This window comes from Halochromatium salexigens (assembly GCF_016653295.1).
GTDB classification, from domain to species: domain Bacteria; phylum Pseudomonadota; class Gammaproteobacteria; order Chromatiales; family Chromatiaceae; genus Lamprobacter; species Lamprobacter salexigens.
On record NZ_NHSF01000065.1, the window covers coordinates 1 to 20154 of the forward strand.

A 20154-nucleotide genomic window follows, 5' to 3' on the forward strand; every position below is an offset into this window, starting at 1 on the left:
GGCTCATTGTGGGTTTTGAGGACATGCTTCCGGCTGTAATAATGTCCCGAGGAGTGCCCCCAGCAAGGCTCGTCCCCGTTGTCTGACGTTGTGCACGAATTCGAAGAACCCGAGGTACAGAGGGAATTTTTCCTGTGAGAGGCCACGATGCGGACGCAGCCAGGAGCGCAGCAGCGACCAAAACCCTTCCATGGTGTTGACATGGACCTCGTGAAAGCCGTCGCCGTCCTCGTCGCGAGCATATTCACCGCGACCATGACAAACGCTTTTGCGCGGGTAGCCCCAAGCGGGCAAGGCGTCGTCGATCACGTATTCATCGGTGTTGATCAGGGTGCCAGGCTCAATGGTCTCTGCGATGAGGGGACGAATCGTGCGCTGCTTGACATCCGCCAACATGACAATGCGCACCTCCCCGCCACGCTCGATCATGCCGACGATGGGTGGCTTGTCCTTCGCCAAGGTGCCTCGTCCGGGAGCCCCCTTGAGCCGCCGTCGACGTGGTGGACGTCCCACGATCCGATCCGCTCGACCCTTGTGTCCGGCCACGATGTACACCTCATCGCACTCCACCTTGCCGCTCAGGCGCACCGTGCGACGGCGTTTGACGATCCCCTCGCGCAGTTGCTCGGCCATCCACTGACCGTCGCTTTCATTCAGACCGAGCTCTTCGGCGATCTGCAGGTTCGACTGGTTCAAGCCCATCAAGTACAGATAGGAGAACCACACCGACAGCGGCTGGTGGCGTCCCATGAAGATTGTCCCTGTCAGATCATCGAAGCGTTTCTCGCAGTTTCGACAGGTGTAGCGGCGACAGGCCCTGTGTCGGTGGTTGCGGCCACGCTTGACGACCTTGTTGGAACCACAGCGTGGACAATCAACGACGTACGGCCAACGTATCCGTCGGACTTCGTCGTAGCATTTCTCTTCGTCGAGCAAGTCGTTGAGACGGCACATCGGAACAGCACGTGTTGAGTCAGACGCCTGACCTTAGCATGTCCTCAAAACCCACAAAGAGCCTCGAATCTTTGGTTGCGCCAGGCAAAGCCTGGAAGAGGAGGAAGAACGCCACATGATTTGAGCAATCGGAAACCTCTTACAGTGACCCGACGGATGCAAGTCCCGAACCGGCAAGGATTGGTCATCCACCGGAACCGAGTGTTGCGTGGTGTGGGAGCGATCCCCGCTGCGAAGCGTACACAGGGGGCGTGCAGGCTGTGTGATTGAGCCCCGAAATGAGCCTTGCGGAGCCGACGTTATCCAAAGAGCGGAAGGCAACAGCGTGTCGACTCAGTGGGCCTGGTCGAAATGCTCCGCCGGGGTCGAAGAGCAGGGCATGGTCGCAAGGGTCACCCAGGAACCTGGGAGGGCTCAATCGTTCCTCGTTGGCAGACGCGGTGCGGGCGCCGCAGTAGAAGCCGCCCAGATCACCGTTGGCACAGGTCCGGCCGACGGTCGCGAACAGGACCGACGACGAGGTAGCGCCAAGCGAAGGCGACGAAGTGCGGCGCGATGGCGATTGAGCAATCGGAGCCAGCTGATAGTACCGCTGAGCGCGGGGAACGCACCCCAGCGGACCCGTTCGAGGGAAGCGGCCGGCCGGTCTAAACTGCTTCTGGAGGGCAAGATGACGCGAACATCGGAGCGCGAGATCATCTCCACGAAACAACAGAAGATCGCGAACTTGGCGAGCGAGGCACCCGAGAGGGTGCTGACCACGCTGGCACACCACATCGACCTGATGTGGCTGGAAGAAGCGTACCGGCGTACGCGCAAAGACGGCGCGGTTGGGGTGGATGGCGTCACCGCCGAAGCGTACGAAGCCGATCTGCAGGCGAACCTGAGCGACCTGCTCGAACGGTTCAAGAGCGGACGCTACCGGGCGCCACCGGTCAGACGTGTCCACATCCCCAAGGACGGCACCAAGAAGACCCGCCCCATTGGCATCACCACCCTGGAAGACAAAGTGCTCCAGCGCGCGGTGCTGATGGTACTGGAGCCGGTCTACGAGCAGGACTTTCTGGACTGCTCCTATGGCTTCCGGCCCGGACGTCATGCCCACCAAGCGCTCGACGCGCTCTGGAAAGGACTCATGGACATCGGCGGCGGCTGGGTGATCGATCTCGACATCCAGGACTTTTTCGGCAGCATGGAAAGAACCCCTCTCAACGCCTTTCTCGACCAACGGGTGCGTGACGGCGTGATCCGCCGCGTACTGGGCAAGTGGATGCAGGCCGGGGTCATGGACGAAGGGGTGATTCGCTATCCCGAGCGGGGCAGCCCGCAGGGGGCNGATGATGGTGTGCCACGAAGGCACACGCCGGGACGCAGTCCCGCGTGCAGCCATGCTGCACATGTGATGAGGGCAGGCCCCTCGAAGCCGCCGTACAGGCGGAGGCTTCAAACCACCCACTGCTGCTGCGTTTAAGAGGCGTGGTGGTGAGCGAGTTGGGAAAAGGCCGGGCACGACCTGGTCAGGTACGAATCGTGGAGTCGAACGCAAGTGAACCGCTGATGAAGTGTCGAAAGCGTAGGGACGACGTCAAAGCCGAGGGGGAGTCGTTATCTCGGGAAGAGTCTGGGAGGCACCTGTCTACTGCCCAGGCGGCGTCCGGCATAGAGGCGGCGAGAACACGATTCAGGCGCATGTGTGGAACGTGGGAACCTGTCACTGCGATGTTAAGGGAGTCAGTCAAGGGGAAGCCCCCCAAGTCTGTGAGTACCGAAGCGCAGTACAGGGGCGGAGCAACCCGTAGTAGTGAGGAAGGCTCTGTAATGGGGCCGGAGCGAAGGGGTTGCCCTATCCAGCCTGGACTCGGTCGGCAACCGGCAACGGGAGGACCGACATGAGCGAGGCAAAGCCATTTCCCATCACCAAACGTCAGGTGTGGGAAGCCTACAAACGTGTGAACGCGAACCAAGGAGGGGCGGGCGTTGATGGACAGAGTCTCGCCGAGTTTGCCGAGGATCTGGAAAACAACCTCTACAAGCTCTGGAACCGGCTCGCCTCCGGGAGCTACATGCCCCCGCCGGTCATGCGCGTTGAGATTCCCAAAGCCGGCGGCGTGCGCCCGCTCGGGATTCCCACCGTGGCTGATCGCATCGCCCAAACCGTTCTCAAGCAGGCCCTGGAGCCGGAGCTGGAGAAACATTTCCATCCCGACTCGTACGGCTATCGGCCCGACAAGAGTGCCCATCAGGCCATCGCAGCGGCCCGCCAGCGCTGCTGGCGCAATGACTGGGTGGTCGACCTCGACATCAAAGGGTTCTTCGACGCGATCGATCATGACCTGCTGATGCGCGCAGTGCGCCACCACACCTCGGAGCCGTGGGTGCTGCTCTACACTGAGCGGTGGTTGAAGGCGCCGGTGCAATTACCGGATGGACGCGTGCAGTCTCGAGAGAGCGGCACCCCGCAAGGCGGAGTCGCGAGCCCGTTGTTGGCGAACCTCTTCCTGCACGACGCCTTTGATGCCTGGATGCAACGCCACTACCCGCACATTCCCTTCGAGCGCTATGCTGATGATGGGCTGTGCCACTGTCGGAGCCTGGACGAGGCCGAAGACCTCAAGGCGGCGCTGCAACGGCGCTTTGCTGAATGCCAGCTGGAGCTTCACCCGGAGAAGACCAAGATCGTCTACTGCAAAGATGACGATCGCCGTGGTGAGTACCCCCGCACGTCCTTCGACTTCCTCGGGTATACCTTTCGCCCGCGACGCTCGAAGAACCGTTGGGGCAAGTACTTTATCAACTTCAGCCCGGCGATCAGCAACGGTGCCGCCAAGGCGATTCGCCGCGAGATCCGACGCTGGAAGCTGCCTCTGCGCAGCGACAAGGACCTTGAGGACCTGGCACGGATGTTCCGCGCGAGGATTCAGGGGTGGATCAACTACTACGGGGCCTTCTACAAGTCGGCCCTGTATCCGATCCTGCAGCACCTTGATCGCAAACTTGCCCTCTGGGCGACACGCAAGTTCAAGCGTCTGCGCCGTCATCGACGACGGGCTGAGCAGTGGCTGCGTCGAATCGCGCAGCGTCAGCCCGGCTTGTTCCCGCATGGGCGCTTGATCCATCGGCTGGCTGGATAGGAAGAGCCGGATGAGCGGAGACGTTCACGTCCGGTTCCGTGAGCACCTCGGGGGGCGGTTCCCCGGGGTGACTCGACCGACCTTGGCCTTCGAGCGGGAAGACGACGCGCGACGGGTGTGGAGGTCCTGCCCAAGCGCCTGGCGCGCTTTGGGTTGACCCTGCACCCCGAGAAGACCCGATTGGTGGACTTTCGCAGTCCACCAAGGGCAGACCAGGAGCCTCGCTCACAGCCTGAGCGTAGCTTCGACCTGCTTGGCTTTACCCACTATTGGGGGCGCTCCCGGAAGGGGCGCTGGGTGGTGCAACGCAAGACAGCCAAGACCCGCTTCAGCCGCACCCTGCGGCAGATCGGGCAGTGGTGCCGACGCAACCGTCACCGACCGGTGGCAGAGCAACAGCAGGTGCTGAGTCGCAAGCTCAAAGGCCATGATGCCTACTATGGCATCACCGGCAATGCCAAGGCGCTCTCGCGACTGCGGTTCGAGGTTCAACGGCGTTGGCACAAGTGGCTCAATCGTCGCTCACATGCGACGCGCCTTGACTGGTCGGCCTTTAACCGTCTGTTGCGGCGCTACCCGCTCCCGCCCGCGCAGGTAGTGCACAGCATCTATGCCACGTAGCGAACGTCTAGGCCGAGGAGCCGGATGCGGGAGTTCCGCATGTCCGGATCTGTGGGAACCGCGGGTGAGTGATCACCCGCGGTCACCCGGCCACTTTTCCGCCCCTCAGGCCGTCGCGGCAAGCTGATCGAGCAAGCGCTCCAGGCGCTGGGGTGATATTTGGACAGGGTCTTGCGCGCTGGCTGAGCTGTCGAAATAGGTTTCGCCCCAAATCCGGCGCCGGACCAAGGCCAAGCAATCGGAGAACGTCGCCTCCGGCTTGAGGGTCCAGGCGCTCGAGCGCGCCAGTGTTGGCCAGTGCTCACGCCAGCGATGTACCATCAGACAGACCAGCGAGAACAGGGCCATGAGCACCGGCGTGGTGCGGGCGATGGCCAGATCGCTCCACTGGCGCTGGGTCTCCACGCCGAGGTGACGACGGGTCTCCTCGAAGGTCACCTCCAGCGACCAGCGCCAGACGAACAACTCGATGACCCGTGCCGGAGTCATCGTGAGCGCGGTGGTGAAGAAGGCCTGCGCCGGCAGGCGTCCCTCGGGATCGACCACCAAGACCCAACGAATCGGCAGCGGGGTGATGCCGGGCGTGTGCCAGAGCGCGATGGCGCTGAGCACGCGCAGCGTCTTGCGCTGGCCGCGGTACCAGGAGACGGTCACCGCCTCGCCCTGGGTGCGCGCTTCCTCCACGCGGTTGGCCAGCTTGGCCAGGCGCGCGCCTTTCTGAGGCTTGCGCCCGCGCCGCCCCGGCGGCACCGGTTGCGCTTTGGCAAACAGGCGCGCATCCAGGCGCAGACGACTGATCAGCGTGGCTTGATTGACCAGGCACTCCCAGCCCAACTGGATGCAGGCATAGCGCCCATCGCCGATCAAGATCCATGGCCGTCGTCCCAGCCAGCGCGCGACCAGACGTACCATCACGACGCTCCACTCCACGGTCGTGCGACGCCGGCGCCCGGCCTCGCTGTCGGCCTGCTTGGAGGGTATCAGCAGGGTCAGAAAGGGCAGTGCCCACATCCGCTGACTCCAGGGCACAGGCACCATCAGCGCCATCACTCGCCATTCCACGCCCAGACAGGTCACCACCTTGCCGCGGCTGGAGCGCACCGCATCCCGATACACCCCTTTGGCGCGGATGCGCGGCCCGAAGCGCCGCTCCAGGGTCTCGTCGATCACCATGACAATCGGTAGGCTGGGCGGCAGCAGGGCCAGCAACAGCCCCAGTAGGATCTGCGCGCCGCGCAGCCCCGACCAGCGCGCGCGGTTGAGCACCCGATGGTAACGCTCGAAGCGTCGCTCGCCGGAGAGGCCCATCGCGCGCAGCGCCGCTGTCACCGTGCGTGGCCCCTGCGCGAGCAGGGTGCCGATCACCAATACCTGCGCGTGCGCCCAGGTCGGTCGCGTGAACAGCACGGCAAACGGTTCTAAAACGGCGACAATCGTCAACGGCAGAGCGAGCATGGGCGGTTCGGTTTGGCGTTTTGGTCGACATCAGACGATACCGCCCATCTCGCGCCGGGTTAGCCGCTGGAGCGGTGAGTTGGGGCTACACCCATGAGCAAGCGCTCAGGGCGCGCACGCCAGATGTCCTTTTCCATCAAATAGCCGAGATTCCGGCCTTGCTGCTCTCACCGACGCAAAGAAGAGATTTGCAACCGCTTGGCACACTCGAGTGGTAGACGCCGCGATCTAGCCGGCCTTGCCCGCGAACAAGAGCGCGACAACACCCTCAAAACGGCTGACAAAGTGCACCGTCAACCCTTTCCTGATGTGCTCGGGCACTTCGTCGAACTCGCCACGATTGTCCTCCGGCAGCAGGATCTCCTTGATACCGGCGCGGCGCGAGGCGATTAGCTTTTCGCGCACGCCACCGATCGGGAACACCTCGCCGGTCAGCGTCAGCTCACCGGTCATCGCGATGCGGCGTACCGGCTTGTTGCGTGCAAGCGAGAGCAGCGCCGAGGCCATAGTGATGCCGGCCGAGGGGCCATCCTTCGGTGTCGCGCCCGCCGGCACATGCAGATGGATGAAGGCCTTCTCGAAGAACGCCGGATCGGCGCCGAATGTGTGCGCATGACTGACGATATAGCCGTAGGCGATATCGGCCGATTCCTTCATGACATCGCCAAGCTGCCCAGTGAGCTTGAAACCGCGCGTGTATTCATGAGTGCGAAGCGCCTCGATGCTCAGCGTCGCGCCGCCCATCGCGGTCCAAGCCAGGCCGGTAACGACACCGGGGCCGGAGAGCTTACGTTCATCGCGAAACACCGGGCTGCCGAGGTACTCCTGGAGCTGATCCGGGCCGACGTCGACTGGGGTCTCGACGCCCTCAAGCATCTTCACCGCGACCTTGCGCACGATCTTACCGATTTGCTTCTCGAGCCGACGCACGCCGGCATCGCGCGCGTACCCCTCGATCAGCCCTCGCAGGGTCTTGGTCTTGAGCTTGACGGTGTTCTTCGGCAGACCAGCGCGCTCGATCTGCCGTGGCAGCAGATATTTCTTGGCGATAGCCAACTTCTCGTCGGCGATGTAGCCGGAGAGCTGGATCACCTCCATACGGTCGAGCAGCGGGCCGGGGATGGAGTCGGTCTGGTTGGCGGTGCAGACGAACAGCACCTTCGACAGATCGAACCGTAGATCCAGATAGTGGTCGAGGAAATCGACGTTCTGCTCCGGGTCGAGCACCTCGAGCAGCGCCGAGGCCGGGTCGCCGTGGTAGCTGGCGCCGATCTTGTCGATCTCATCGAGCATGATCACCGGGTTGGCGGTGCCGGCATCCTTGATCGCCTGCAGGAACTTGCCGGGCATCGCGCCGATATAGGTGCGCCGATGACCCTTGATTTCGGCCTCGTCGCGGATACCGCCGACTGAGAAGCGATAGAAGCGCCGCCCAAGGGTGTCGGCGATCGAGCGTCCGATTGAGGTTTTTCCTACGCCGGGCGGGCCAACGAGCAGGATGATCGAGCCGGCGATCTCGCTCTTGTGGATGCCGACGGCGAGGAACTCGAGGATGCGATCCTTGACGTCGGCGAGACCGTAATGGTCGCGGTCCAGCACGCGACGCGCGCGCTTGAGGTCGAGTTTGTCCTTGGAATGCTGGCCCCAGGGGAGCAGGGTGATCCAGTCCAAATAGTTGCGCGTGACTGAATACTCGGGCGAGCCGGTCTCGAGCATCGCCAACTTATCCATCTCCTCGTCGACGCGCTTTTGGGTTTCGTCGGTCAGCGTCAGCTTCTCGAGGCGCTGCTTGAACTTGTCCACCTCAGCGGTGCGATCATCCTTGGCGATGCCGAGTTCTTTCTGGATGACCTTGAGCTGTTCCTTGAGGAAGAACTCGCGCTGCTGCTTCTGCATGCGCTCCTCGACCGATTGGCGGATCGAGTGCTGCGCCTTAGCCAGCTCGAGTTCGTTGTTGAGCAGTACCAGCACCTTCTCCATGCGCTTCATCAGCGGCACGGACTCGAGCACCTCCTGTAGCTGCTCCTTGCTCGAGGTGGTGAGGCTAGCGGCAAAGTCGGCAAGGTGCGATGGGTCATCCGGGCCAAAGCGATCGAGGAACATGCGCAGTTCCTCAACATAGAGCGGATTCAGCGGCAGCAGCTCCTTGATGGTGTTGATCACGGCCATCGCATAGGCTTTGACCTGATCCTCGGGCTCCGGCGCCGGCTCTGGTATGTAATCGACGCGCGCCGAGAATGGACGCTTACGACTGACGAAGCGCTCGATGCGGAAACGCTGCAGGCATTCAACCAGCACCTGCAACTTGCCTTCCTCGGAATGGACGCGATGCACGCGACAGGCGGTGCCAACCTGCTTGAAATCGGCGCTGCGCGCCTGCTCGGAGGTGTCGCTGTCGACCAACACCACGCCGAGGATCTTGTGTTCGGTCTCGCCGACGGCCTTCATGGTCGGTAGCCAGTGCTCCGAATCCATCAGCAGTGGCACGGCCTGACCCGGAAAAAACGGCCGCGAGGCCACCGGTAGCAGATGGATCAGCGACGGCAGCAGATCACGGGCGCGAGCCAGCTTGACCTCATCCTGTTCATGGCTTTGGTCTTCTGGCTGCTCGGTGTCGTAAACCTCATTGCTCATCAGCTGCTCCTCTCTCGACGCATCTCGGCGGCTCAATACAAAACGCTGCTCAATGTCAGGGTATTTGCTAATCAATGCAAGCGTTCGAGGCGTTGGCAAGTGTTGCAAAATCGGCGATCGAGAGGGTTTCGGCGCGAGCGGCGGGATCGATTCCAAGCGCGATCATCTGTTCGGGCGAGACCAGTCCGGCGAGGCTGTTGCGCAGAGTCTTGCGGCGTTGGGCAAAGGCAGCCGCGACGAGGCGGGCATGCCAGGGCCGATCGACAAGCGGGTAGGGTAGCGGACGATGCGGGCGCAATCGAACCACCGCCGAGCTGACTTTCGGCGCCGGTCGAAAGGCACCGGCCGAGACCAGGAACAAACGCTGGGCCGAGCAGACGGTCTGCACCATGACCGAGAGCCGTCCATAGACCTTGCTGCCGGGCGCGGCGATGATGCGGTCCACGACTTCCTTCTGCAACATCAGATGCAGATCCTCGATGCAGTCGGCCTGCTCGAGGAAGCGAAACAGCAACGGTGTTGAGATATTGTAGGGCAGGTTACCGATTAGGCGCAGTCTGTGGGTCGAGGGCGAGAGCAATGCGCAAAGATCGAAGGTCAGGGCGTCGGCCTGGTGAATGCGTAGCCGGGGATCGCCGAAGCGCTCGGCGAGCGGCTTGATCAGATCACGATCGAGTTCGATGACATCAACCGCCTCGGCTATTTCCAGCAAGCCAGCGGTGAGCGCGCCCTGGCCGGGGCCGATCTCGACCAGATGCTGGACCAGCGGCTGCTGGCCCGGCATCGGCGCGAACGCATTCAGAATGCGCTGAATGACACCGGGGTCGTGCAGAAAGTTCTGTCCGAAGCGCTTGCGGGGATGATGTTGCATTCGTGCAGTTTACCGGTGGAGAAGTGTCGAAGCTGGTCGAGCAGTCTGCGACTGGTCAGACGTTCAACGCAAAGCGTCTAAACGGCGGCAACGTTTACTTTACATAATATACATTATGCGTAATCCAAGAGGCAGAACCCGGAGCAGGTCGCGGGGCTAGATCAAACCGCGTCGATCGCTTCGCGCAGAGTCAGCACGGGCAGCGTCTTCAGGCCCTCCACGCCTCCTTTGGGCACGTTGCCCTTAGGCACGATCGCTTGCTTGAAGCCATGCTTGGCGGCCTCGCGCAGCCGATCCGGGCCGTTGGGCACCGGGCGGATCTCGCCGGCCAAGCCGACCTCGCCAAAGACCGCCAGATCCACCGGCAAGGCCCGGTCGCGAAAGCTCGAGAGCACCGCCAGCAACACCGCGAGATCGGCGGCGGTCTCGGTCACCCGCACGCCACCGACGACATTGGCGAACACGTCCTGGTCGAACATGCCGATACCGCCGTGGCGATGCAGCACCGCCAGCAACATCGCCAACCGGTTCTGCTCCAGCCCGACCGCGAGCCGGCGCGGATTGGCCAGCGGACTCTGGTCGACCAGCGCCTGTACCTCGACCAGCATCGGTCGCGTGCCCTCGCGCGTGACCAGTACCACCGAGCCCGGTGCCGGCTCGGCGTGGCGCGAGAGGAAGATCGCCGAGGGGTTCGAGACCTGCCGCAGCCCACGGTCGGTCATCGCGAAGACACCCAGCTCGTTGACAGCGCCAAAGCGATTCTTGACCGCGCGCACCAACCGATGAGCGCTGCCGGATTCGCCCTCGAAATAGAGCACGGTGTCGACCATGTGTTCGAGCACGCGCGGCCCGGCCAAGGCGCCCTCCTTGGTGACATGGCCGACCAAAAACACCGTGGTTTCGGTGAGCTTGGCATGGCGGACCAACTGGGCGGCGGTCTCGCGCACCTGCGAGACCGAGCCTGGCGCCGAGGTCAGCGCCTCGGTGAACAGGGTTTGGATCGAGTCGATCACCAGCACGCGCGGTGCCTCGGCGGCGGCGGTGGCCAGGATCTGCTCGATGCAGGTCTCGGCGAGCAGGTTGAGCCCGCCTGGCGCGAGCCCGAGCCGCTGCGCGCGCAGGCTGACCTGCTGCGGTGATTCCTCGCCGGTCACATAGAGCACCGAGCTTTTGCTCGCGGCGAAGGCGGGATTGGCATCGATCGCAGCGCTGGCCTGCAGCAGCAGCGTCGATTTGCCGATCCCCGGATCGCCGCCGATCAGCACCACCGAGCCCTGCACCAGCCCACCGCCGAGCACGCGGTCGAGTTCGGCGATGCCGCTTGGGCGGCGCACCTCCTGTTCGGGCGCGATCTCGGCGAGGCGGTGGATGGCGCTGAGGTCTGCGCGCGCAGCTTGTCCTGCGGCGGCGCCAGCATAGCCGCCAGCGCCGGGTCGCGTCGTGGCCTTGGGCGGCAACGTGACCTGCTCGATGCTGTTCCAGGCGCCACAGTCGGCGCAGCGCCCGCTCCATTTCGGCGACTGGGCGCCGCAATTGTTGCAGACGTAGGCGCTGCGGTTCTTGGTGGTCGTGGGGCTCAAGGCCGCCTCCCATCATGCATCCGTTGCACCCGGTTGGAGAGCCGGCACAACAGCTCGTAGTTGATCGTACCGACCTGCTCGGCGACCTCCTCCACCGGCAGTCCCTGCCCCCAGAGTGTCACCGGATCGCCAACCGTTGCCTGTGGTATCTGGCGAAGATCGATGCTGATCATGTCCATCGAGACGCGCCCGAGCACTGCTGAGCGCCGACCACGAATCAGCACCGGCGTACCACTCGGCGCATGGCGCGGATAACCATCGCCGTAGCCAATGGCGACCACCCCGACGCGCATCGGCTGCGGGCAGTGATAGGTGCTGCCATAGCCGATCGGTGCGCCGGCTGCCAAGTCGCGCACCGCGATCAGCGGGCTCGTGAGCGTCATCACCGGACGCAGACCCAGTGCCGCTGCTGTCTGGCCCAGCAGCGGCGAGCCACCGTAAAGCATGATCCCAGGCCGAACCCAATCTGTCCGCGCGGCCGGATGCGCGAGGATGCCAGCGGAGTTGCCGATCGACAGCGGCAGACCAAAATGCTCGGCAAGCGCCCTCGCCTGCTCGCATTGCGCGGCGGTCATCGGGTGTGACGGATCATCGGCGTTGGCCAGGTGCGTCATGAGCCCGGCGAGTTCTAAGGGTGGTGTCTGCATTGCGCCCGACGCCGTCGTTTGCTGGATGGAGCCCGATGCCAATGAACCTGTTGGTGAGCGTAGACGCTCGATCAGCGCGACGGCCTCAGCCTGTTGCAGCCCCAGCCGGCCCATGCCGGTATCGAGCTTGAGCCAAATGCGCTGCGGCCTCGGCTGCAGATGAGCCTGGCGCTGGCTCAGGATCAGCTCGAGCTGCTGGCTTGAATGCACCGTCAGCTCGACCTGCATCGACAGCACCGCAGTGAGTTCGGTCTCGCTCGCCGCACCTTCCAACACCAGCAGCGGCTTGCTGATGCCCATCGCGCGCAGCCCGAGTGCCTCCTGGACGCGCGCCACCGCGAAGCCGTCCGCCGCCTCCAGGGCCGCCGCACACGGCCCCATGCCATGCCCATAGGCATCGGCCTTGATCACGGCCCAGAGGCGACTGCTCGGCGCCGCCCCACGACAGACCGCAAGATTATGGCGCAGCGCGTCGAGATCGATCTGTGCGATGGGTCCAGTGATCATTGGTAGCCCAAATCGCCGTAGAGGTCCTCGGCCAGATTCTCGAACTTGGTGAATTGCCCCAAAAACGCGAGCTTCACAGTACCGATAGGCCCATTACGCTGCTTGCCGATGATAATCTCGGCAACGCCCTTATCCGGGCTATCTTCGTTGTAGACCTCATCGCGATAAATAAAGACGATGAGGTCTGCATCCTGTTCTATGGCACCACTTTCCCTCAAATCGGACATCACTGGTCGCTTATTCGGGCGCTGCTCCAGGCTGCGATTCAGCTGTGAGAGCGCCACAACCGGGACATGAAGCTCCTTGGCGAGCGACTTGAGCGCGCGTGAGATCGCCGAGATCTCGGTCGCGCGGTTTTCACCATCGCTCGGGGCCTGCATCAGCTGCAGGTAGTCGACGACGATCATCCCAAGCTCCTTCTCTTCGCGCTTCAGATCGCGTTGGAGCCGGCGCACCCGCGCACGGAGATCGGTTGGTGATAGCGCTGGCGTATCGTCGATGTACATCGGAGCCTGCGACAGCATAGTCACTGCGGACGTGAGCCGTGGCCAGTCTTCTTCGTTGAGCTTGCCTGTGCGTACCCGATGCTGGTCAATCTGACCCAGCGAGGACATCATGCGCATCGCTAGCGCATCGCCAGGCATCTCCATGCTGAACACAGCGACGCCCTTCCCGGTCTTGATGGCGACGTTTTCCGCAACGTTCATCGCGAAGCTGGTGTTGTGCACGCAGATGTCATTGGCGACAAAATTGTGTGTCTCAGGGATACTCAGATCGTAGACTTGGCGCAAACCCATCGGTTCGATCGACACGATGGGGTCCCAATAGAGCGCGCTGGGAGCAAGATCGTTCAGCGCCTGGTTATCAAGCTTGGTCTGCAATCGCTGTCCCTCGAACGTTTTCATGACCCGAGCGAGCGCGGACTCTTTCGAGTAGATACCGATCGTGGTGGCAAAGGTCCGTATCGAGTCGGCATCCGTCAGCTCCAACTGCCAGACGTGGTGGTCGCTGAGTTCGCGTCGAATGTGACGGTAGCGGAGCTTGGCGATGACCCCGAAGCGCAGCAGTAGGTGTTGGACCTGCCGGGCCAGACGTTCACTCACTGAGGCATAACCGATCTGACACTGACCGCTCGCGAGTCGGGTTGCCCATCCATCGGTGGCGAATAGTCGATTCAGAAACAGTGCGAGTTGAGCCTTTGGCAATTCGAATACCGGCTCCGGAATGAACTTGTGATGCGTGGCAAGAGCGAGTTGGCCTTGCGAGCAGCTGGAGACGTCGAGGGCCTCGCGTAACGCTGAGCTGAACGCCTTCCGGCGCGTTCGCCCTTCGGCGCGATCCGCCACCACGCAGACATCGGCAGGGCGTCCAAACGCATGAGCCGCAGCGGTAAAATCATTCTGGAGCTTGGGGGGGGTATTGGTGAGCTTAGGCGTTGGGCCGATGAGGCAACCGTCTCCGATCAGGTAGCCGAGTAGCTTTACCTCGCAATCGCGCATCGGCTTTTGCCCGAAGATAGGGAGGCATCTAGGCACGGCGATGCAATCACCGACGGCAAGCTCGCCGAGCGCTTGCCAGCCATCCATGGTCAGGAATGGATGCGTGACCGTCGTGTCGACGACGCGCCCGAGTCTGGTCGTGACCCGAAATACCGGTTTATGTCCGTCATCAATAAACTCGTTAGGCTGAGTCGTTCTAAAGCTTAGGCGCTCATCCAATGTCAACAACGATGCCTGGCGCTCCTGGACGATTGCTTCGATGGTCGTGATCCGGCCATCCGCGAGCAGGATCTCGCTGCCAGCCTCCAGGCACTTGCCCATCGACGGCCGTCCCGCGCAGATGATCAGATCAGCGGGCTGCAGGCCGGAGGTCTTCATGTCGAAGTCGATGAAGCCGGTCGGTATGCCAGTGATGGGCTCGTCGCGATGGTAAAGCTCGTCGATCTTGTTGACCGCGATGGTCAAGAGGTCTTCGATCGATTTGAAGCCACCACCGCGGGTAAGCTGTTCGGCGATTTCGAAGACCTTGGCCTCGGCGGCGTCGAGGATCTCGGCCTCGCTGCGCCCCTTGGTATCAAAGGCCAGATCGGCGATACCGGTGCCGGCTCGGATCAGCTGGCGCAGCACCGAGTTGAAACGGACGATGCGCGCGTAATGCGCGGCGTTGACGGCTGAGCCGGTATTGCGGTCAATCTCGGCCAGGTAAGCTAGGCCGCCCATGTCATCGAGCAGCTTGCGCTTGTCGAGCGCCTCGGCCAATGTGATGACATCGAATGGGTGATCCTGCTCAGCCAGGATGTGGATGGCGCGGAAGATCAGTTGGTGTTCTTGGCGGTAGAAGTCGGTCTCGCGCACCCGATCTGCGACCTGCTCCCAGACGCTGTTTTCAAGCATCAGAGCGCCGAGCAACGATTGTTCGGCCTGCAGGTTATGCGGCGGAACGCGCATCCCCGGCATCGCTTCGGCCATCTCGGACAGCGCATCGGTTGGCGAGCCGGTTGGTTCAATCCCGAAATCCTCCGGCAGTGCCGGTGGTGGGTCTTCCATGGCCCCCTGATCGATCGTCTCCTGCGTCGAGTCTTCAGGGGGAGATGGACGTTTGGTCAAAGCGGCAGCCTCATGCATCAACGGCCCAGCCGTCGTTCTCGCCGCTCATTCTCGGGGCTTGTGTCCCGTCGAGCAATCCGGGATTCTTCCGCTGGGCACAGACCCAGGCTGCTAATCCTGTTTAGGGCGGCAGAGCCGCCGTGCCCGCGGAGGTCCCCTCGAGTCAAAGGAGTTTTTCGATCGCGTTCAACAACTTCTTGCTCTCCGGTGAGGTGATACTAGAGAAATAGTCAACAACCTTGCCTTCACGGTCAATCAGATACTTATAGAAATTCCATTTTGGGTAGACACCGGTTTGCGCCGCAAGATATTGATAAATTGGGTTCGCCTTCCCCTTCTTAACGTGGATTTTCTCGAACATTGGAAACGCTACCGAGTAGGTTAGTCGACAGAACTGCTGGATCTGCTCCTCGCTGCCTGGCTCTTGGTGACCGAAATCGTTCGACGGGAAGCCCAGCACCACCAGACCACGATCCTTATACTGATCGTACAGTGCTTCGAGACCTTCATACTGGCCGGTAAAACCGCACTTGCTGGCGGTATTGACCATCAGCACCACCTGGCCCTGGTAGGCATCGCAGAGCTTGACGGTTTCGTCGCCAGCGAGGCGGCGCAGCTCGAAATCAAGCGCGGGTCCGCAGTTTGCAGCGGCATGAGTCGTCATGGTCAGTCCTCCAAGAAACATGATCAAGGTTAGGAATCGCATAAGCAGTTCTCGTCTTTGGTTCTACAAAGTCTCGACAATTTCAAGATGGGAGACGATGCCGCAAACACAACAAAGACAACATGGCTTGAAACAGTCAGACGAACCTTCGCTGTACAAGGTTTGAAAAGGTGGTTCCGGGACCACCTAGAGGCTATATCACAACAGGAGCAACGAGGTAGCTATCGATGGTTGATTGGATTGAAGGTCGCATCATGGGTAAGCGGCACTGGTCGCAAGCGCTCTACAGCCTGCAAATTGATGCTCCGTTAGAGTCCTTCCAGGCCGGGCAGTACATCAAGGTCGCGCTCGACCTAGACGGTGAGCGCGTCGGACGTCCCTACTCGCTGGTGAACGCGCCAGGGGAGCAACCGCTCGAGATCTATTTCAACGAGATCCCGGAAGGCCCGCTGACGCCGAAGCTCTCCGATCTCGAGATCGGCGACCGCATCTGGATCTCGGCGAAGGCCAATGGCGTCTTCACGATGGACAATGTGGTCTCGCGCCGGCACCTGTGGATGTTGGCGACGGGCACCGCGCTCGGCGTGTTCCTCTCGATCCTGAAGACGGCCGAGCCTTGGGAGCGCTTCGAGCGAATCATTCTGGTGCATGGAGCGCGCAACACCGGCGAACTAGCCTATGGTGAGACCATCGCCGCACTGCAGGCCCAGCATGAGGAAGCCTTCACCTTCATCACCGCGCTGACGCGCGATTCCAGCGAGACCGCCCTGCAGGGCCGCATCACCAACCTGCTCGAGAACGGTGTGCTCGAGGAGACCGCAGGCGCCAAGATCAGCGCCGATGACAGCCATTTGATGCTTTGTGGCAACTCGGAAATGATCAAGGATGCGCGCGCGTGGCTCGAGGCGCATGGGTTGCATCGGCACAAGCGTCATGAGCCCGGCCACTACACCACCGAGCAATATCACTGACGTTGGCGAGCCGCTCAGCCGAAAATATCTGGTCTTGCGCGGGCTGGACCTGACTCAGGAGCCCTCGCGCAAGCTCGACAGTTATTGGAGACCCGATTGAACACGGATGTCATCATCAAGGGTCTAATGACCATGCTGATGCCATCCACCTCTCGGCCTAACCGGACAAATTGACCGGCTATTCACGCGGTTGCAGCGCCTCGGGCAATCGCCTATGTTAGTTGCGCTGAACACAACGATGAGGGCTTGTCATCCTGTGCCGAGACCCTCTCATGCTTCGCGCTAGCGTGAAGATTCATCATAGAGAAAACGGAGCAAGTTTCGATGTCGCTGACGCGTTCGCTTCTCGCCGCGCTGGTTGCGGTTGCACTCGGCTTGATCATCACTATTCCGTCGGCCTTGGCTAGAGATGATTACGAGGCCCGAAACGAGGCGCTGGATGATTACGAGCCAAACCTCGCCGAGGGCGAGGTGATGTTTCGCCAATGCGCGCTCTGCCACGGCCAACGCGGCCAAGGCATCCTTGGGGGCAAGTACCCGCGCATTGCCGGGCTGCCCGAGTACTACCTGATGAACGCGCTGCGCGATTACCAAAGCGGCGCGCGTGGCTACGATGCCATGCTGGTTGTCGGTGGGCTCAAAACCTACGATGACCGTGATCTGATGGACTTGGCCGGATATATCTCGGAACTCGATATTGAGCTGGATGTGCCCGGGCCGGAAGATGGCAGTGCGCGCTCGGGCCGGCGGCTCTATAAATACGATTGCAAGACCTGCCACGGTCGTCAAGCGCAAGGCAAATCGCGCAAGGATTCGCCGCCGCTGCGCGGCCAATATCACGAGTACTTGATGCGGCAAATCGTGCTGTTCAAGAACGATGAGCGCATCCACGGCGATGATCCCGAGGACGAGACCTTCGACGTCTATGAAGAAGACGAACTCCTCGACATCCTAGCCTTTGTTGCGGCGCTCGATGACGCAGACGACGATAACGACGATTGACGCGAGCGGCTAAAGTGCTTGCCGATGCCCACCAAGGAGCTTTTCCCATGCTCAAACGCACCCTTACAACCGCCGCAATACTGTGCCTGTTGCCCGTATCGGTACCGATCGCGTCGGCAATCGACAGCGCGAACGCACCCGATGTCAACATGTACGAGATCGGCCAGACAGTGCTGAAGATCGGTCTCATCGATGGCGTCAGCCCCGACGACGCGATCGACGCCATGAATTCCAAGGCGGTCGAGCTGAATATGAAGCTCGTCGGCCACCAAGACGTCAGCGGCGAGCTCGAAGCGCGCGGGCTCGAGTCACCCAGGCTTGAGATCTTTCAGTTCTGTCGACCGGAAGATGCCGTCAAGATGGTGCGTTTTAATACCATCTATGCCGCTTATATGCCCTGCGCGATCTCGTTGGTCGAAGACAATGACGGTCGCTTCTGGCTCGAGATGCTCAACTTGGACATGATCATCAATGCCTACGAGCTACCACAGGAGCTGCAGGCGATCGCCATCACCATCAATGGTGAGATGCTCTCCATCATCACTGCGGGCGCGACCGGTAACTTCTAGCGGGTGGCGGCGTGTCGATTGGGCCTCGCCTCTGGACGACCTACCCAATCGATACACCGATCTCCTGGATGCTTACATGGCCATATCGAGGTCGTCCTGGACGGCGTCGATGCCGGCTTGAGCACAGGCCTCATCGGTCTCGCCCGCCGGAGCGCCACTGACGCCCACCCCACCGACCAAGGCACCACCGACCTGGATCGGCAGACCACCAGCCGACATCACCAGGAAGTCCTGTCGACCGACGGCGGTATCCGCACGCGGCTCCAGCGCAGAGGTCGCCGCGTTGAAGTTGGCTGCAGTATAGGCCTTCTTGGCGCTGATCGGAATCGTGATCGGGGCGGCAATGGTGTCACGCAACTGGGTCTGGACGACGCCGTCGCGGTCGACGACGGTGACGCCGATCTGAATCCCTTTCTCGCGGCAGGCGTCGACGGTGGCCTGAGCGATGCGCTGCGAGGTCTCGAGGGACAAGCGTTTCACCGAGACCATCATCGGCTCCTCGGCCGCACTCGCGACACCGCTCGATAAGGTGCCAGCGAGCGCCAGCGCAAAGGTTGAAGAGCAGCGTTTCTTTGTTGTCATGCGTGCGTTCTCCGCAGTTGGGTTGGTGCTGAAATACCATTGGCGAGCAGCGTGCGGTTCGGGAGCGACACCTGGAAGCAACCCCCAGGGTTGGCCATCACATTCAGTGGCCGCCAAAGCGCTCGACAATGTACTCATCGACCATCGTCTTGAAGCGCGCGGCGATCTCCGGTCCTTTCAACGTCGTGACCTTCTCGCCGTCGATATAGACCGGGGCCGACGGTTGTTCGCCGGTGCCGGGCAGGCTGATGCCGATGTTGGCGTGCTTGCTCTCGCCCGGGCCGTTGACGACACAGCCCATCACGGCCACCTGCAGCGTCTCGACCCCCGGATAGGTCTCGCGCCAGAGCGGCATCTGATCGCGCAGATAGCCCTGGATATCCTCGGCCAGTTCCTGGAAGACGGTGCTGGTGGTGCGACCACAGCCGGGGCAAGCCGTGACCATGGGGGCAAACGAGCGCATGCCCATGGTCTGCAGGATCTCTTGGGCGACGATCACCTCGCGGGTGCGCGATTCACCCGGCGCCGGCGTCAGCGAGACGCGGATGGTGTCGCCGATGCCCTCTTGCAGCAACACCGAGAGCGCGGCGGTCGAGGCGACGATGCCCTTCGAGCCCATCCCGGCCTCGGTCAGGCCCAGGTGCAGCGCATGATCGCTGCGCGCGGCGAGCAGCCGATAGACCGCGATCAAGTCCTGCACCCCGCTCATTTTGCAGGAGAGGATGATATGGTCGCGCCCGAGCCCCAGCTCTTCGGCGCGCAGCGCACTGCCGAGCGCCGATTCGACCATCGCCTCGCGCATGATCTCATCGGCCGGCCGGGGGCTGCTCGAGCGGGCGTTCTCATCCATCATGCGCACCACCAGCTCCGGGTCGAGGCTGCCCCAGTTGACGCCGATGCGCACCGGGCGGTCGTAGCGGCAGGCGATCTCGATCATGGTCGCGAACTGGCTGTCGCGCTTCTCGCCGCGACCGACGTTGCCGGGGTTGATCCGATACTTGGCCAGCGCCTCGGCGCAGGCGGGATAGTCGCTGAGCAGGCGATGACCGTTGAAGTGGAAATCGCCGATCAACGGCACCGCTGCATCCATCGCCTCGAGGCGCTCGCGGATGCGCGGCACGGCAGCGGCCGCCGTCTCGTTATTGACCGTGATGCGGACGAACTCGGAGCCGGCGCGGGCCAGCTCGGCGCATTGGGTCACGGTCGAGTCGATATCGGCGGTATCGGTGTTGGTCATCGATTGCACGCGCACTGGTGCATCGCCGCCGACCGGCAGCCCGTCGATCATGACCTGGGCCGATTGACGCCGTTGAATACCAAACTGATTGCTCATGTTGCCCTCGATAGAGTGGTGCCGGAG

Annotated in this window: 16 protein-coding genes; 6 read left to right on the top strand and 10 right to left on the bottom strand. The window is 62.2% G+C overall.

The features are described from left to right. Positions 1-3: 3 nt before the first annotated feature. Complete coding sequence (locus tag CCR82_RS13190) at positions 4-954, bottom strand: IS1595 family transposase (RefSeq protein WP_201246267.1); 951 nt, start codon at positions 952-954, stop codon at positions 4-6. Positions 955-1738: 784 nt separating this feature from the next. Here CCR82_RS13190 and CCR82_RS13195 point away from each other — a divergent pair. From CCR82_RS13195 to CCR82_RS18775, 3 genes are all read left to right on the top strand, one after another. Next, positions 1739-2289, top strand: a 551-nt coding sequence (locus CCR82_RS13195) for a group II intron reverse transcriptase/maturase (RefSeq protein WP_242513480.1), incomplete at its 3' end; no start/stop codon positions are given. Positions 2290-2843: 554 nt separating this feature from the next. After that, positions 2844-4085, top strand: coding sequence for a group II intron reverse transcriptase/maturase (gene ltrA, locus CCR82_RS13200; RefSeq protein WP_201246268.1), 1242 nt, complete (start codon positions 2844-2846; stop codon positions 4083-4085). Positions 4086-4202: 117 nt separating this feature from the next. Continuing rightward, positions 4203-4706: an RNA-dependent RNA polymerase family protein gene (locus CCR82_RS18775; protein ID WP_338073168.1), complete on the top strand. Its 504-nt coding sequence runs from the start codon at positions 4203-4205 to the stop codon at positions 4704-4706. A 105-nt stretch (positions 4707-4811) separates the two neighbouring features. On the opposite strand, the gene CCR82_RS13210 is transcribed toward CCR82_RS18775, so the two are convergent. From CCR82_RS13210 to CCR82_RS13240, 7 genes are all read right to left on the bottom strand, one after another. Further along, on the bottom strand, positions 4812-6161 hold the full coding sequence (locus CCR82_RS13210; RefSeq protein ID WP_201246269.1) for an IS701 family transposase: 1350 nt from the start codon (positions 6159-6161) through the stop codon (positions 4812-4814). A gap of 228 nt (positions 6162-6389) precedes the next feature. Then, entirely contained in the window at positions 6390-8795 is a 2406-nt protein-coding gene (gene lon / locus CCR82_RS13215; protein WP_201246270.1) for an endopeptidase La, read from the bottom strand. Between the two features lie 67 nt (positions 8796-8862). Next, positions 8863-9666: a 16S rRNA (adenine(1518)-N(6)/adenine(1519)-N(6))-dimethyltransferase RsmA gene (gene rsmA / locus CCR82_RS13220; protein WP_201246271.1), complete on the bottom strand. Its 804-nt coding sequence runs from the start codon at positions 9664-9666 to the stop codon at positions 8863-8865. A 161-nt stretch (positions 9667-9827) separates the two neighbouring features. Further along, positions 9828-11246: a DNA repair protein RadA gene (gene radA, locus CCR82_RS13225; protein ID WP_201246272.1), complete on the bottom strand. Its 1419-nt coding sequence runs from the start codon at positions 11244-11246 to the stop codon at positions 9828-9830. After that, positions 11243-12400, bottom strand: coding sequence for an alanine racemase (alr, locus tag CCR82_RS13230; protein WP_207191002.1), 1158 nt, complete (start codon positions 12398-12400; stop codon positions 11243-11245). The genes radA and alr overlap by 4 nt, the downstream gene beginning before the upstream one ends. Next, positions 12397-15024, bottom strand: a complete 2628-nt coding sequence (gene dnaB / locus CCR82_RS13235) for a replicative DNA helicase (protein WP_338073169.1) — start codon at positions 15022-15024, stop codon at positions 12397-12399. The genes alr and dnaB overlap by 4 nt, the downstream gene beginning before the upstream one ends. Positions 15025-15169: 145 nt before the next feature. Further along, complete coding sequence (locus tag CCR82_RS13240; protein WP_242513471.1) at positions 15170-15670, bottom strand: glutathione peroxidase; 501 nt, start codon at positions 15668-15670, stop codon at positions 15170-15172. Positions 15671-15897: 227 nt separating this feature from the next. On the opposite strand from CCR82_RS13240, the gene CCR82_RS13245 reads away from it, so the two are divergent. The 3 genes from CCR82_RS13245 (at position 15898) to CCR82_RS13255 (ending at position 18212) form a co-directional block, all read left to right on the top strand. Then, a complete protein-coding gene (locus tag CCR82_RS13245; RefSeq protein ID WP_201246274.1) occupies positions 15898-16641 on the top strand; it encodes a ferredoxin--NADP reductase in 744 nt (247 codons plus the stop codon). A 324-nt stretch (positions 16642-16965) separates the two neighbouring features. After that, on the top strand, positions 16966-17643 hold the full coding sequence (locus CCR82_RS13250; RefSeq protein ID WP_201246275.1) for a c-type cytochrome: 678 nt from the start codon (positions 16966-16968) through the stop codon (positions 17641-17643). Between the two features lie 47 nt (positions 17644-17690). Next, the gene (locus CCR82_RS13255) at positions 17691-18212 is read left to right on the top strand and encodes a DUF302 domain-containing protein (protein WP_201246276.1); all 522 of its coding nucleotides are present in this window, start codon (positions 17691-17693) and stop codon (positions 18210-18212) included. Between the two features lie 72 nt (positions 18213-18284). On the opposite strand, the gene CCR82_RS13260 is transcribed toward CCR82_RS13255, so the two are convergent. Together CCR82_RS13260 and ispG are read right to left on the bottom strand one after the other, a co-directional pair. Continuing rightward, positions 18285-18794, bottom strand: coding sequence for a GlcG/HbpS family heme-binding protein (locus CCR82_RS13260; protein WP_201246277.1), 510 nt, complete (start codon positions 18792-18794; stop codon positions 18285-18287). 103 nt (positions 18795-18897) lie between these two features. After that, positions 18898-20127, bottom strand: coding sequence for a flavodoxin-dependent (E)-4-hydroxy-3-methylbut-2-enyl-diphosphate synthase (gene ispG / locus CCR82_RS13265; RefSeq protein WP_201246278.1), 1230 nt, complete (start codon positions 20125-20127; stop codon positions 18898-18900). Between the last annotated feature and the right edge of the window lie 27 nt (positions 20128-20154).